Source organism: Streptomyces sp. NBC_01296, assembly GCF_035984415.1.
Classification (GTDB): Bacteria; Actinomycetota; Actinomycetes; order Streptomycetales; family Streptomycetaceae; genus Streptomyces.
This window is the reverse complement of the sequence record NZ_CP130721.1, coordinates 219,763-232,124: the sequence shown is the minus strand read 5'-3', so window position 1 is coordinate 232,124 and position 12,362 is coordinate 219,763. Positions and strand designations below refer to the sequence as shown.

The following is a 12,362-nucleotide window of genomic DNA, read 5'->3' as shown; positions in this document are numbered from 1 at the left end:
CGGCCGCGTCACGCGGAGATCTTGATAATCCGCGCCGACCATATCGCCGTCCCGTCGACAGGACAAAGCCTTCGAATAATCGAGTAACTCGAGAAGCCCTCGAAACAGTCTTCAGGCCGTCTTCAAGTTGCCTTGAGATACTCTCGGGAGCAACACTGCAGAACTGTCTCTCGGGCCACCGGCCGAGTTTTCCAGACGCAAGCGGGAGAAATTTCTATGGGCATAACTGGCAGGCGCAACCAAGAGATCTACGACGTGGTCGGCATTGGCTTCGGCCCGTCCAACATGTCGCTCGCGATCGCCTTGGAGGAGCACCGGGCGAGCGCTCCGCAGCATCCGGTCAAGTCCCATTTCTTCGAGCGACAGCCCTCGTTCGGCTGGCACCGGAACATGCTGCTGCCGTCGACGACCATGCAGATTTCATTCCTCAAGGACCTCGCGACCTTCAGGAATCCGATGTCCCGGTTCAGCTTCATCTCGTACCTGCACGCCTCCAACCGGCTGGTGCAGTTCGTGAACAACCAGGACTTCTTCCCGACCCGGCACGAATTCCACCAGTACCTGGACTGGGCTGCCGCCGGCCTCCGCGACAAGGTCACCTACGGCGCCGAGGTCACCTCGATCCGGCCCATCACCGAGGCCGGGTCACGGACGCCCAACCTCCTCGAGGTCGAGGTGCGCAGCGGCGACGGCACCACCAGCGTGGTCACCGCACGCAACGTGACCATCTCGACGGGCCTGGTGCCGCGCCTGCCGGAGGGCGTGACGTCCGACGAGCGGGTGTGGCACAGCTCGGAGTTCCTGAGCAAGTTCAACGCCCAGGCCGCGGGCGACCTCAAGAGCGTGGCGGTGGTCGGCGCCGGCCAGAGCGCGGCCGAGATCACCCGGTTCCTCTACGACTCGCTGCCGCACGCCCAGGTCTCCGCGGTCATCCCGTCGTACGGCTACTCCGTCGCCGACGACACCCCCTTCGCCAACCAGGTGTTCGACCCCGACGCGGTCGACGAATACTACTTCGGCACCGAGCGGGCACGGGACGCGTTCTGGCGCTACCACCGCAACACCAACTACTCGGTGGTCGACGCCGACGTCATCCGGGCCCTGTACCAGCGCTCGTACGAGGAGCAGGTGCGCGGCGGCGACCAGCGGCTGCACTTCCGCAACCTCACCCGGGTCGCCGAGGTCGAACGCGTCGGAAGCGGGGCTCGGGTGGAACTGCACTCGCTGCTCGACGACCGTACGGAGGAGCTGGCGGTCGACGCGATCGTGTTCGCCACCGGCTACGACGGCCTGGACCCGGCCCGCCTGCTCGGCGACTTCGACCAGCACTTCCAGCGCGACGCGGCGGGCAGGCACCGGGTGGAACGCGACTACCGCCTCGTCACCGTATCGGGACTGACCTGCGGCGTCTATCTCCAGGGCGGCACCGAGCACACCCACGGCATGTCGTCGTCCCTGCTGTCGAACATCGCGGTACGCAGCGGCGAGATCGCCGATTCGATCGTGCTGCGGCGCACCGAGCGGGAGCTGGACCTCAACCAACCCGTGGCGGAAGCGTCCTCGGCCGCCTGACGCGGCACACCCCACGGCGGTTCCGGGCCGTGCCCGGTCAGCTCACGCGGCGTCGGCGGCCATCGCGTCCCGCAGGCTCTGCGGCCGCAGGTCGGTCCACTTGTCCTCCACGTACGCGAGGCACTTGTCACGGCTCTCCTCGCCGAACACGATGCGCCAGCCGGCGGGAACCTCGGTGAACGAGGGCCACAGCGAGTGCTGCTGCTCGTCGTTCACCAGAACGTAGAACCGGCCGTCGGCGTCGTCGAACGGGTTGCTGCTCATCAGTCCACTCCAATTCAAGCCGTCCACGATTCATTTTCGAGCAGAAAATGAATCATCATCCATCGGTGGGATGGAGTTGGCGAGACCGCCAAGCCAGATGATGCACGTTTCGGGAACCCGTGGAGGTCTGCGGGACCCATTACCTCGATATCTGCCGTCCACTGTCCTGTTGACAGGACGTGTCCCGAAAGCGGGACACACTCATGTGGCAGAATCGGTCGCCTTTTCGGGCGTTCGCCTGGAATCGGCTTCCGTCGGCCCGCGTCCGCGCGCGATGATTACGGCACGAGCACAGCTCGGGCCGAAATGTGTTCACCATCCCAAAAGCCCGCAGCACAGCCAAGTGTTTTCGTGCCGTTCTCGAGCGCACGTCCACCGGCCATCGGGGCCCGGCCCGTCGCCGGTGTCTTCCACAGAAGGAGTCGTGCCAATGACCGCCACCGCCAGCATGCACCCGGCCATGGCCAAGGCCCAGTCCATCGGCGACGCCCTGCCGTGGCTGGCCCGCCACCAGGGCCGGACGGTCGTCATCAAGCTGGGCGGACACGCCATGGTCAACGAGGAGCTCAAGGCGGCCTTCGCCCGCGACATCGTCTTCCTGCGCTATGCCGGGCTGCGGCCCGTGGTGGTGCACGGAGGAGGCCCACAGATCGATGCCGAGCTCGCGCGGCGGGGCCTGGAGCGCGAGTTCAGAGCCGGGCTCCGCGTCACCTCGCCGGCCGCGATGGACGTGGTACGGATGGTCCTCGCCGGCCAAGTGCAGCGCGAACTGGTCGGACTGATCAACCGCTTCGGCCCCCTCGCCGTCGGTATGACCGGCGAGGACGCGGACACCCTCACCGCGGTGCGGCACGTGCCGTGGATCGACGGGGAGCCGGTGGACGTCGGCCGGGTCGGCGACATCACCCGCGTGGACACCGGCGCCCTGGACAGCCTGCTGGCGGACGGCCGGATCCCGGTGGTCTCGCCGCTCGCGCGCAGCGCCGAGGACGGCCTGGTCTACAACGTCAACGCCGACACCGCGGCGGCAGCGCTCGCGACCGCACTGCGTGCCGAGGCGCTCGTCATGATGACGGACGTCGCGGGTCTGTACGCGGGCTGGCCGCACAGTGACGAGGTCATCCGGCGGCTCACGGCCTGCGAGCTGGAGAAGCTCCTGCCGGAACTGAGCGACGGCATGGTGCCCAAGATGACCGGTTGCCTGCAGGCCGTGCGGGGCGGCGTGGGCGCGGCCCGGGTGATCGACGGACGGGTCCCGCACTCGGTTCTCCTCCAGATGTTCACGGAGGACGGGGTCGGCACGGTGATCGTGCCGGACCCGGATGAGGCGGAGATCCTGCGGTGAGCGATCAGCAGCGACAGCGAACGAGGGCACTCGCGCGAAGGGGAGGGCACCGCCGGTGACGCGCACACCTCGGGAGCTCACGGTGGTCCCGCCCCCCGCCGGACCGCCCCCCTGCGACCCGCCCCGGAACGGTCCGCCCGACGGACTCGTCCGCCTGCGGTTCGCCGATGCGATCGCGCTCGAACGTGCCGCCGCCGCGTTCGGCGCCGGATCCGGCCCGGGCCTCGGGGAGGCGTGGAGCGACCCGGCGACGCTCACCCTCCAGATCCCCGCCGACGCCGGCATCGAGACCCTGCGGACCGTGCTCGCGATCCTCGACGCGGCGGCGATCACCTCGGAGTCGCTCACCGTGCACACGCACGAACTCGACGACGTCTTCGCCGCGTTCACCAGCCTGACCTGAGATCCGGGCGGGGAGCGTCGCGGCCCCGCCGGCCGCGCATGAGCGCAGCAGGGGCGCAGCCATGGGCGCAGCAGGGCCACCGCCGGCCGGTGCCCGGGAGCACCGGCCGGCGGTGGCCTCTCAACGCCGTGTCACGCCGGTGGCTCAGGCCAGGTCGTCGCGGATCACCCTGCGGTGCGCGATGCGCCACTCGCCGCGGTCGCGGACCAGGACGTCCTCCATGACACACACGTACAGGACCTTGGAGCTGCCTCCGGCCTGCGTGGCGTACACCAGGGCCGAGCAGCGGGTGTGCAGCGATCCGTCCGCCCGGGGCTGTACGTCGAGCATGCCGACCCAGTGGCCGAGGGGGCTGCCGGACCGCCGTTGCGCGGCCGCGCCGGCGCGCTCGTAGCGGGCGAGCCCGGCGCGGGCAGCCACCGGCTCGGACAGGGAAGGCAGTTCGAGGACGGCGTCCTCGGCGAAGGTGCCCGCCCAGCGCTCGGTGTCGTGCGCGTCCAGGATCTGCATCTGGAGGGCGTAGAACTGCTGCGCCTCCGCGTACAGGGCGGCGAACTCCTGGCCCTGGAACGTACGTTCGGCAGTGGACACCATCTCGACGGTCATGATCCAAGCCTCCAGGGAGTCCGTACTCGGTACGGACAGTCTCTGAGGCACGGATCGAGCATCCTTCAAATGCTCCTCAAGCACTCCCGCCGGCGACGGATGTGCCACGAGGGGCCGGTCCGGCGGCGGGCTGTCACCGGGCCCAGGGCAGTACGCGGGTGCCCTCGGTGCCGGGCACGGAGACCACGCCGTCCGCACGCATGGCGACGTGGGCCTCGGCCGCCTGCGGGGCGTGGACCTGACGGAGCGCTTCCGGCGGCAGGACGAGGGTCTGGCCGGCGGCGATCTTCTCGGTGCGGCCTCCGCAGGTGACCTCGAGGACGCCGGAGGTCACCGTCCAGACCTGCTCGCGGCTGACGGAGTGCTCGGGGCCGCTCCGGCCGGCCTCCATCGCGACGGTCCAGGTGCTGAGTTCCGTACTCCCTCGGCTGGGAGCGGCCAGGCCGGTCATACGGGCGTTCGGGGACTCGGTGACGTTCTCGGCGGTGGGGGTGATCACGAGCATGGCGGGGTCCTCTGTTCAGTCGGTGCTGCCGTCGGAAGTGGCTTTCGTGTAGGTGAGGATGAGGTTGCCGTCCTCGAACACATGGCTGTCCGTGAGGCGGAAGGTGTGCGGCGAGAAGTCGGCGCGGAAGAGCGGGATGCCGCTGCCGGCCACGACCGGGTACTGCTTGACGATCAGCTCGTCGATCTCCGGGAGCAGCTGGCCGGCCAGGTCGGCGCCGCCGCAGAGCCAGATCCCGAGCCCGTCCTCCTGCTTGAGCTTGCGGACCAGGGCGACCGGGTCCTCGGCGGTCACCTCGACGGCCGGGTCCGGGCTGGGGGTGAGCGAGCGGGAGAGCACGATCTGCCGCAGGTGGGCGTACGGGCTGGTGAGACCGGCGGGCACGCCCGGGGCGTAGGTGGCGCGGCCCATGAGCACGGTGTCGAAGCGGGTGTTGGGCACGTCCTCCGCGACACCGAGGGCGACGCGGCCCGCGGTCGGGAGGGTGTCCGCGTACTCGGCGGCCAGGGTGCGGGACGTAGGCCTCGGTGACGTGCGCCATGAGGAAGTCGAAGCCGCCGTCAGGGGCGGCGATGAAGCCGTCGATGCTGGCGCCGACGAAGTAGGTGAGCTGGCGCATCCAGTTCCGTTCACTGGGGGTAATTTTGCGACGGACGTAACTTTACGCCTGGCCACTTCGGTCGGTCAAGCATAATTTTGCCATGGATGTAAGATTTTCCCATGGCTACCGAGATGGGGCTCCGTGAGTCCAAGAAGCAGGAGACCAGGCAGCTGATCTCCGACTGCGCGACCAGGCTCTTCATCGAGCAGGGCTTCGAGCAGACCACCATCGCCGAGATCGCCGCCGCGGCACGCGTGGCGAAGAAGACGGTGACCAACTACTTCCCCCGCAAGGAGGACCTCGCCCTCGACCACCACGAGGCGTTCACCGAGGGCCTGGCCCGGACCGTCGCCGAACGCGGGCCCGGAGAAGAGCCGCTCACCGCCCTGGGCCGGACGTTCCGCACCGCCTTGCTGGAACACAGCCCCGTCGTCGGCTTCACCGGACCCGCCTTCGCCCGCATGGTCGCCGACAGCCCCACCCTCACCGCCCGGCTGCGCGAATTGCACGACCAGCGGGAGGAAGCACTCGCCGCAGCCCTGACGGCCGCGGCTCCGGACCACGCCCCGGCCATCGCGCCCCGGGCCGCCGCCGCCCTGATCGCCGCAGCGGACCGCCTGCTGTTCCGGCGCATCCAGGAGCTCACCCTGGCCGGCTGCACCGACGACCGGATCGAGGCCGCGCTCCTCCCGGAGACCGACCTCCTCCGCGCGATGCTCGGCGCCGCACTGCAGGCGGGTCCCGTCACACGCCTGTGACAGTCGGCGGACACCGTCGTGAAGGTGCGAGCGCAGGATTTTAAGCAGGACAAACCGGACATTCAGCTACATGTCCACCTGCTTCCGAGGGCGCGAGCAGAGATGACCGATCCGATCCGTCGGAGGGAAATCCCATGAGCCTCACCCTCACCACCCCGCAGACCGAGACCGAGACCGCCGCCCTCGCCCTCGCCCCGCGCGAGCAGGAGGCACTGGGACACATCGCCGCCGGCCGCACCTACCTGCAGACGGCCCGCCACATGGGACTCTCCAAGCACACCGTCGACGCCTACCTCCGCCGCATCCGCGCCAAGCTGGGCATCAACAGCACCGCCGAACTGACCCGACTGGCCATCTCCCTCGGACTGTGACCCCCTGGACAGAGACAGGCACGGCTGAACAGAGGCAGGAGCGCCATGACGGGTGGCGAGCGGACCGTCTCCCTGGTCACCGGCGGCAGCAGGGGCATCGGACGGGAAGTGTGCCGACAGCTCGGCGCGCTCGGGCACACCGTCCTGCTGACCGCTCGTTCCCTGCCCGCTGCCGAGGAGGCCGCGGCGGAGCTCCGCGCCGGGGGAGGTGACGTCCACCCGGTGGCCCTCGACGTACGGGACCGGGCGAGCGCCGAGCAGGCCGCGCGCGAGACGCGCGATCGCTTCGGGCGGCTCGACGTCCTGGTCAACAATGCGGCCATCGCGTACGGCACCTGGCAGCGCGCCACGACGGCCGACCTCGACGTGGTCGCCGAGGCCGCCGACACCAACCTTTACGGCCCCTGGCGCACCGCGCAGGCCTTCCTCCCGCTGCTGCGGGCCGGCCGGCACGGGCGGATCGTCAATGTCAGCAGCGAAGCCGCGTCCTTGACGAGCATGGGCGGCGGAACCCCTGCCTACACCGCCTCCAAGGCCGCCCTGAACGCCCTCACCCGCATGCTCTCGGCCGAGCTGCGCGGCGACGGGATCCTGGTGAACTCCGTCTGCCCCGGCTGGGTCGCGACCGACATGGGCGGCCCGGGCGGCCGTCCCGTACGGGAAGGGGCGGCGGGGATCGTCTGGGCCGCCACCCTCCCGGACTCCGGGCCCACCGGCGGCTTCTTCCGCGACGGCCTTCCGCTGCCCTGGTAGGCCGTGGAGGCGGGTGGCGGCCGGGCTCCGGTCGACGGGGTGGCGGCTCAGGCCCGCACGGCCTCGGTCAGCACCGGGCGGACCCGGGTCAGCATCAGGTGCAGGAACCGGTCCGGGTGGCGGAACGAGGCGAAGTGGCTCGCGTCCTCGATCAGCGCGAACTCCTTGGCCGGGGCCTCGACCTCGTCGAAGAACGCCCTGGCGCGGCCGGCCGGGGTGATGACGTCCCGGTCGCCCTGGAAGACGAAGAACGGCAGCTCGAAGCGGGTGCCGTCGGCCCGGTCGTCGAACGCGGCCAGGGCGGGGGTGAGCTGCGCGGAGAACTTCATGCCCGCGAAGTACTGCCCCAGCTCGCGCAGCGAGTGCAGCGGCGAGAACCACAGCGACCCCAGCACGACCTTCTTGAGGGTGTCGAGCGTCAGGGGATCGGAGGCCACGGTCAGCCTGTCGTACGTGGCCCGCTGCTCGGCGGTCAGGCGGTGCGGGTCGCCGCTCATCCCCGCCACCGCGGCGGCGTCCTCGTGCCTGCCGGCGGCGCGCAGCCGGGCCAGGAGCGCCTCGTGTACGGAGGTGTCGCGGCCGGCGTCCAGGATGTTCTGGTCGGTGCCGACGTAGGCGGAGTACAGCTCGGGGTGGCTGCGGGCCAGGCGCAGCCCGAAGACGCTGCCGAGCGAGCTCGCGACCAGGACGACCCGGTCGGCACCGAGCCGCTCGCGGGCGTACCGGGTGACCTCGAGGGCGTCCTCGTACAGCCGGGCGAAGCTCATCTCGCCCTGGCCCTCGGGGCCGGAGCGGCCGAAGGTCTTGCCCGCGCCGCGCATGTCCCAGCGCACGACCGTGAAGTGCTTCTCCCAGGACCGGGTGCGCGTGGCGAAGATCGAGTGGGAGGCGCCGGGGCCGCCGTGGATCTCGACCACCACCGGGTTGGCCGTGTCCTCGCCGCGGATCGAGATCCACTGCTCGATGCCGCCGATCCGGACGAAGCGCTGTTCGTCGATGCCGCGGGGGCCCTCGATACGCAGGAGCCGGGCGTTGCCAGCGCGACGCAGGGCCCGGTGGCCCAGCAGGCCGGTGACCGGTGCGGCGAGGAGGGCGGCGGAGGTGGCGAGGACGGTGACGAGCATGGTGACCCCCAGTGACTGTGTACGCGATAAGCAATTTCGTTTATGTTATATACAGTTCCAGGGCGTGCCGTCAACCAGGTCGGGCTCGCAGCGATCCGAGGAGCGGGGCCGCATGGCCAGGAGCAGGGACGAGAAGCGCGATCCGGCGGTCAGCCTGGCGCTGCTGTGGGGCGAGCAGGGACAGCCCAGGCGCGGCCCGAAGCCCTCACTGAGCGTCGAGCGCATCGTGGACAGCGCCCTCGGCATCGCCGATGCACAGGGGCTGGACGCGCTGTCCATGCAGGGCGTCGCCGCGCACCTGGGCGTGACCACCATGGCGCTGTACCGCTACGTCCCGGGCAAGACGGAGCTGCTCGACCTGATGGTCGACGCGGCGTTCGGGCCGGCTCCCGATCTCGCCGGCGTGCCGGGGGGTTGGCGTCCGCAGCTGGACGCGTGGGCGCGCGCATGCTGGGAGCAGTACCGGCGCCGGCCGTGGATGGTGGCCGCCACCGGGATGCGCCGCCAGCTCATGGGGCCCCGTCAGCTGGGGTGGCTGGACTCCGCCCTGGCCGCGCTGGCGGGGACGGGACTGTCCTTCGCGCAGCAGCACGACGTGTTCCTGCTCGTCATCGGGCACATCCGCAATCTGGCGCAGCAGCGCACGGACGATGATGCGGAGGGCCGGGAGGAGTGGGACCGGCTGACGGTGCAGGTACTGGAACGGCACGGCGGGCGGTTCCCGGCGCTGACCGCGGCCGTCGCGGGCGGGGCGTTCGCCCCGCACGGCGACGACCCGCTCGATTTCGGGCTGGAGCGGATCCTGGACGGAGTTGCCGCGCTGACCGGGCGGGGGTGACCGGCCGGGCTGACCGGGCCGGGCTGACCGGGCCGGGCTGACCGGGCCGGGCTGACCCGGCGGGTCGACCGGGCCGGGCCTGGTCGCGGACCGGGCCCGCTCCGCCCCCGGCGGGCCGTCAGTACCGGGTCACGAGGCCCAGGCGCCCGGGGCACGGAACTGCGGGCAGGCGGGGCGCGGGAGCCTGCGGACGCGGGGGGCGGCGGCCTCGGACTCACGGGCCCCGTGCAGCAGACGCAGACGGGCCGTCAGGAGGACGGCCAGTGCGGCCGTCTCCTCGGCGGTGGGGTTGCCCCTGGAGATCCGGATCGAGGCCATGGCCATGGCCAGGGCCAGGGAGGGTTCTGCGGTGATGGGAGCCGGGGGGCCGTCGGTACGCACGGGTGGCTGCGCCGGGCACTGCGGTACGGGGGCCACGCGCACCGAGGGGGCGCGGAAGGCGGGCGCAGGGGCGAGCTCGGTCGCCAGCGGTCGTTCCTCGACGATGCTCATTCGGGCCCTTTCGACACGGATGCACCGGGAACAGCCGGTGCCGCACACTCCAGGCTGGGACGCGGCGCTACAGCTTGACTCGGGTTCCGCACGGGAACGGATACGGAGCACTCGCTCAGGACTCCCAGTGTGGCTTGAATGCACCGCCCACAGGGAAACCGTCCAGTTCTTTTCGAGCAGAACCCCACCGGCATTCGAGTCACCATCAAGCAGAATTCCAGCAGGCCGGGCGGGCCAGATTCACGCGTACACAAAAAGGCCGCCGCGGCTCATTCTCGTGGAATGGCCGCGGCGGCGCAGGGGGTGGAGATCAGCCGGTCTTCCTGCGGAAATACCGCTTCTGCCCGGCCGAACCGCTCATGTTCTTAACCCGGATGCGACCCTCTTCGTGGGCCGTACGGGCGCGCGTGGCGTGGGCCTTGCGTTCCAGCGCCTCGCGGAACTTCTCCTTGGCATCCTGAGCAATGCCACCGTCGAACGACTTGTCAGTCATACGTACCTCCTGCAATCAATCGACGAAAAAAGTCTGGCATACAAATACGAGAATTGCGACCCCGCATTTGCCATTCCGGCGAATGGAATTCGCCATGCGCGGGGCGTCAGGCGTTCTCGAGGACGCGGGGCTCGGCGGCCGTCTCCTCCGGTGCTTCCCGAGGCGCCTTCGAGGCGGGCAGGAGCGGGCTCAGCAGGGCGACGAGGGCGAAGACCGCGACGTTGTACCAGTCGAGGCCGGCTCCCGCGGTCGCCACGGCGGCGATCATCGCGATCGAGCCCCTGCCACACCTCGCGTACGACGTGAGGGAGGCGCCCGGCGCGTTCCGCCACATGGCGTCGGGACGGCATACCGGCAAGATCGTCCTCACGGTCCCGCGCGTGCTCGACCCGCACGGCACGGTGCTGGCCTGCGACATGCCGGTCAGCGGGTGCTCGCGCCCGACCTCCCGGACTGCGCGTGCTGGTCGGAACGGATACACGGTTCCTACCTGCGGTTTCCCCGTGACCTGCCAACCGCTGGCAGACTCGTCGTGGTGTCGTTACGGGTGCGCCGGTTCGTCTGCGCGGAGGAGTCCTGTCCGCGGAAGACGTTCGTCGAGCAGGTACCTGGGCTTACACGTCGGTTCGGTCGGCGGACGGAGCGGCTGAGATCGATGCTGGTCTCGGTCGGTCTTGCGCTCGCAGGACGTGCCGGCGCCCGTATGTCCGACGCATTCGGGGTGCGGGTCAGCCGGAACACGCTGCTGAGGCTGATCGCCTCGCTGCCGGATCCGCCCAGCGTCACGCACGCCCGCACCCAGGCTGCCAGGTTCCTCGGCTACCACATCAACGTGCACCACAACGACCGCAAGGTTTCGGGCAGACGACGCTCTGTCAATGGGACTATCGGTCTGCGTGTCCCTCGTTCGGTGGTATCTGCCAAGCAAGCCCAGTACATGAAGCGTGGCAAACCCACGCGTCGGCCCGAGCTGTTGAACCACGGTGATCACGACATCATCAGCACCTACGGGTCCGAGTACCGCGGCATCGTCCAGTACTACCTGATGGCCGGCGATGTCTTCCGACTCGCCCGGCTGCAATGGGTCATGGAGACCTCGATGCTGATGACGCTTGCCAACAAGCACCGCTCGTCGGTGTCGAAGATGGCTCGCAAATACGCGGCCACCACCGAGACACCGCACGGGCCACGCAAGTGCTTCGAGGCCCGCGTCGAACGCACCGGCAGGAATCCACTGGTCGGACGGTTCGGCGGGATCCCGCTGCGACAGAACAAGAAGACGGTTGTTACCGACCGTCAGCTGGCACCAGTCAGTACCAAGCGCAAGGAGCTGGTCACCCGTCTCCTCGCCGGGCGATGCGAGTCATGCGGACGCATCGACGGGGTGGAGGTTCACCACGTCGCCAAGCTCGCTGACCTCGGAAAGCCAGGTCCTGACCGGCCACCGTGGGCAGATCTCATGGCCGCACGACATCGCAAAACCCTTGTGGTCTGCGGAAGTTGTCATGCGGACATCCACGGACGAAGGTCTGTCCCAGCACTCACGGAGTAGTCACTGGAGAGCGACGTGCGGTGAAAGTCGCATGCGTCGTTCGGGCTGGGGGCCGTGGGAAAAGGACCTGCTCAGCAGGCACCTCGCCGACGGCCCACCAGTACCCTCTGGCACAACCTCGGCGAAGCCGCCGTGAAGTGCGTCTTCCAACACCGTGCGTGCCTGCGACCGCACCGGCGCCACCGGAGGAGCCCCAGCAAACGTTAGATCCGCCCACGTCGTCGCCGTGGCCGACAGGACACCGGTTCGCCGAGCGAACCCGCGCCAAGCATGCAACCGTCCACGCGCTCCTGGCCGCTGGACACAGCAAGCGGTCCATCGCCCGCCAGCTCGGCATGGGCTTCAGCACCGTGCTCCGCTTTGCCCACGCCGCAGAGCCGGAGCAGCTGTTCACCGGTCAGTGGCAAAGCCGACCCACCAAGCTCGACGAGTACAAGCCCTCCGGGCTGCGGCGCGGGGACGCCGGAGCGGCCTCCAGCATGCTCAATGCCGTGCAGACGCTGGGCGGTTCGCTGGGCTTGGCGATGCTGGTGGCGGTCGCCTCGCGGTCCGGGATGTCCCTGGGCTTCACGGCGGGCGCGGTGTGCGCGGGTGTCGCGCTGCTGGCCGCACTGCTGATCCGTCCCGGTTCGGGCGCGAACGCCGGACCCGGGGCCTGACACCCCTTTCCGTTCCCTTCCCTTCC

16 protein-coding genes and 2 pseudogenes are annotated in these 12,362 nt (G+C 69.8%); 10 read left to right on the top strand and 8 right to left on the bottom strand.

Annotated features, from left to right (window positions below; translation table 11 throughout):
- The first annotated feature begins 216 nt into the window (after nt 1-216).
- On the top strand, nt 217-1,572 hold the full coding sequence (locus OG299_RS41255) for a lysine N(6)-hydroxylase/L-ornithine N(5)-oxygenase family protein (RefSeq protein WP_327364820.1): 1,356 nt from the start codon (nt 217-219) through the stop codon (nt 1,570-1,572).
- Between the two features lie 42 nt (nt 1,573-1,614).
- Here the strand turns inward: OG299_RS41255 and OG299_RS41250 are convergent, their stop codons facing one another.
- Nucleotides 1,615-1,836 (bottom strand): MbtH family protein, encoded by a 222-nt coding sequence (locus OG299_RS41250; protein WP_327364819.1) that lies wholly within the window; start codon nt 1,834-1,836, stop codon nt 1,615-1,617.
- A gap of 430 nt (nt 1,837-2,266) precedes the next feature.
- Between OG299_RS41250 and argB the strand changes: the two genes are divergently transcribed.
- Together argB and OG299_RS41240 are read left to right on the top strand one after the other, a co-directional pair.
- Complete coding sequence (gene argB / locus OG299_RS41245; protein ID WP_327364818.1) at nt 2,267-3,181, top strand: acetylglutamate kinase; 915 nt, start codon at nt 2,267-2,269, stop codon at nt 3,179-3,181.
- A gap of 55 nt (nt 3,182-3,236) precedes the next feature.
- On the top strand, nt 3,237-3,584 hold the full coding sequence (locus OG299_RS41240; protein WP_327364817.1) for a hypothetical protein: 348 nt from the start codon (nt 3,237-3,239) through the stop codon (nt 3,582-3,584).
- 144 nt (nt 3,585-3,728) lie between these two features.
- Here the strand turns inward: OG299_RS41240 and OG299_RS41235 are convergent, their stop codons facing one another.
- The 3 genes and pseudogenes from OG299_RS41235 to OG299_RS41225 form a co-directional block, all read right to left on the bottom strand.
- The gene (locus OG299_RS41235; RefSeq protein ID WP_327364816.1) at nt 3,729-4,241 is read right to left on the bottom strand and encodes a nuclear transport factor 2 family protein; all 513 of its coding nucleotides are present in this window, start codon (nt 4,239-4,241) and stop codon (nt 3,729-3,731) included.
- An 82-nt stretch (nt 4,242-4,323) separates the two neighbouring features.
- Nucleotides 4,324-4,695: a cupin domain-containing protein gene (locus tag OG299_RS41230; protein ID WP_327364815.1), complete on the bottom strand. Its 372-nt coding sequence runs from the start codon at nt 4,693-4,695 to the stop codon at nt 4,324-4,326.
- A gap of 15 nt (nt 4,696-4,710) precedes the next feature.
- Nucleotides 4,711-5,314 (bottom strand): annotated as a pseudogene (locus OG299_RS41225) (dihydrofolate reductase family protein).
- 113 nt (nt 5,315-5,427) lie between these two features.
- Here OG299_RS41225 and OG299_RS41220 point away from each other — a divergent pair.
- From OG299_RS41220 to OG299_RS41210, 3 genes are all read left to right on the top strand, one after another.
- Nucleotides 5,428-6,054, top strand: a complete 627-nt coding sequence (locus OG299_RS41220; protein ID WP_327365002.1) for a TetR/AcrR family transcriptional regulator — start codon at nt 5,428-5,430, stop codon at nt 6,052-6,054.
- A gap of 134 nt (nt 6,055-6,188) precedes the next feature.
- Nucleotides 6,189-6,425 (top strand): response regulator transcription factor, encoded by a 237-nt coding sequence (locus OG299_RS41215; RefSeq protein ID WP_327364814.1) that lies wholly within the window; start codon nt 6,189-6,191, stop codon nt 6,423-6,425.
- A 45-nt stretch (nt 6,426-6,470) separates the two neighbouring features.
- A complete protein-coding gene (locus OG299_RS41210; RefSeq protein WP_327364813.1) occupies nt 6,471-7,178 on the top strand; it encodes an SDR family NAD(P)-dependent oxidoreductase in 708 nt (235 codons plus the stop codon).
- A gap of 47 nt (nt 7,179-7,225) precedes the next feature.
- On the opposite strand, the gene OG299_RS41205 is transcribed toward OG299_RS41210, so the two are convergent.
- The gene (locus OG299_RS41205; protein WP_327364812.1) at nt 7,226-8,302 is read right to left on the bottom strand and encodes an alpha/beta fold hydrolase; all 1,077 of its coding nucleotides are present in this window, start codon (nt 8,300-8,302) and stop codon (nt 7,226-7,228) included.
- Nucleotides 8,303-8,414: 112 nt separating this feature from the next.
- On the opposite strand from OG299_RS41205, the gene OG299_RS41200 reads away from it, so the two are divergent.
- Nucleotides 8,415-9,140: a TetR/AcrR family transcriptional regulator gene (locus OG299_RS41200; RefSeq protein ID WP_327364811.1), complete on the top strand. Its 726-nt coding sequence runs from the start codon at nt 8,415-8,417 to the stop codon at nt 9,138-9,140.
- 129 nt (nt 9,141-9,269) lie between these two features.
- Here OG299_RS41200 and OG299_RS41195 read toward each other — a convergent pair whose 3' ends face one another.
- The 3 genes from OG299_RS41195 to OG299_RS41185 all read right to left on the bottom strand — a co-directional run bounded on the left by OG299_RS41195 (nt 9,270) and on the right by OG299_RS41185 (nt 10,381).
- Nucleotides 9,270-9,632 carry an acyl-CoA carboxylase epsilon subunit gene (locus OG299_RS41195; RefSeq protein ID WP_327364810.1) on the bottom strand — a complete coding sequence of 121 codons (363 nt, stop codon included), beginning with the start codon at nt 9,630-9,632 and terminating at the stop codon, nt 9,270-9,272.
- 310 nt (nt 9,633-9,942) lie between these two features.
- Nucleotides 9,943-10,125, bottom strand: a complete 183-nt coding sequence (locus OG299_RS41190) for a DUF5302 domain-containing protein (RefSeq protein WP_327364809.1) — start codon at nt 10,123-10,125, stop codon at nt 9,943-9,945.
- Nucleotides 10,126-10,231: 106 nt separating this feature from the next.
- Nucleotides 10,232-10,381 (bottom strand): hypothetical protein, encoded by a 150-nt coding sequence (locus OG299_RS41185; protein ID WP_327364808.1) that lies wholly within the window; start codon nt 10,379-10,381, stop codon nt 10,232-10,234.
- Between the two features lie 174 nt (nt 10,382-10,555).
- Here OG299_RS41185 and OG299_RS42985 point away from each other — a divergent pair.
- The 3 genes and pseudogenes from OG299_RS42985 to OG299_RS41175 all read left to right on the top strand — a co-directional run.
- Nucleotides 10,556-10,684: pseudogene (locus tag OG299_RS42985) on the top strand (transposase family protein); the annotation flags it as partial.
- Between the two features lie 96 nt (nt 10,685-10,780).
- A complete protein-coding gene (locus OG299_RS41180; protein ID WP_442817623.1) occupies nt 10,781-11,677 on the top strand; it encodes a group II intron reverse transcriptase/maturase in 897 nt (298 codons plus the stop codon).
- A gap of 335 nt (nt 11,678-12,012) precedes the next feature.
- Nucleotides 12,013-12,336 (top strand): hypothetical protein, encoded by a 324-nt coding sequence (locus OG299_RS41175; RefSeq protein WP_327364806.1) that lies wholly within the window; start codon nt 12,013-12,015, stop codon nt 12,334-12,336.
- Nucleotides 12,337-12,362: the final 26 nt, after the last annotated feature.

Coding starts and splice junctions, on each gene's coding strand:
- OG299_RS41255 (WP_327364820.1), top strand. CDS start 217: ATGGGCATAACTGGCAGGCGCAACCAAGAGATCTACGACGTGGTCGGC.
- OG299_RS41250 (WP_327364819.1), bottom strand. CDS start 1,836: ATGAGCAGCAACCCGTTCGACGACGCCGACGGCCGGTTCTACGTTCTG.
- argB (WP_327364818.1), top strand. CDS start 2,267: ATGACCGCCACCGCCAGCATGCACCCGGCCATGGCCAAGGCCCAGTCC.
- OG299_RS41230 (WP_327364815.1), bottom strand. CDS start 4,695: ATGCTCGTGATCACCCCCACCGCCGAGAACGTCACCGAGTCCCCGAAC.
- OG299_RS41220 (WP_327365002.1), top strand. CDS start 5,428: ATGGGGCTCCGTGAGTCCAAGAAGCAGGAGACCAGGCAGCTGATCTCC.
- OG299_RS41215 (WP_327364814.1), top strand. CDS start 6,189: ATGAGCCTCACCCTCACCACCCCGCAGACCGAGACCGAGACCGCCGCC.
- OG299_RS41210 (WP_327364813.1), top strand. CDS start 6,471: ATGACGGGTGGCGAGCGGACCGTCTCCCTGGTCACCGGCGGCAGCAGG.
- OG299_RS41205 (WP_327364812.1), bottom strand. CDS start 8,302: ATGCTCGTCACCGTCCTCGCCACCTCCGCCGCCCTCCTCGCCGCACCG.
- OG299_RS41200 (WP_327364811.1), top strand. CDS start 8,415: ATGGCCAGGAGCAGGGACGAGAAGCGCGATCCGGCGGTCAGCCTGGCG.
- OG299_RS41195 (WP_327364810.1), bottom strand. CDS start 9,632: ATGAGCATCGTCGAGGAACGACCGCTGGCGACCGAGCTCGCCCCTGCG.
- OG299_RS41190 (WP_327364809.1), bottom strand. CDS start 10,125: ATGACTGACAAGTCGTTCGACGGTGGCATTGCTCAGGATGCCAAGGAG.
- OG299_RS41180 (WP_442817623.1), top strand. CDS start 10,781: ATGCTGGTCTCGGTCGGTCTTGCGCTCGCAGGACGTGCCGGCGCCCGT.
- OG299_RS41175 (WP_327364806.1), top strand. CDS start 12,013: ATGGGCTTCAGCACCGTGCTCCGCTTTGCCCACGCCGCAGAGCCGGAG.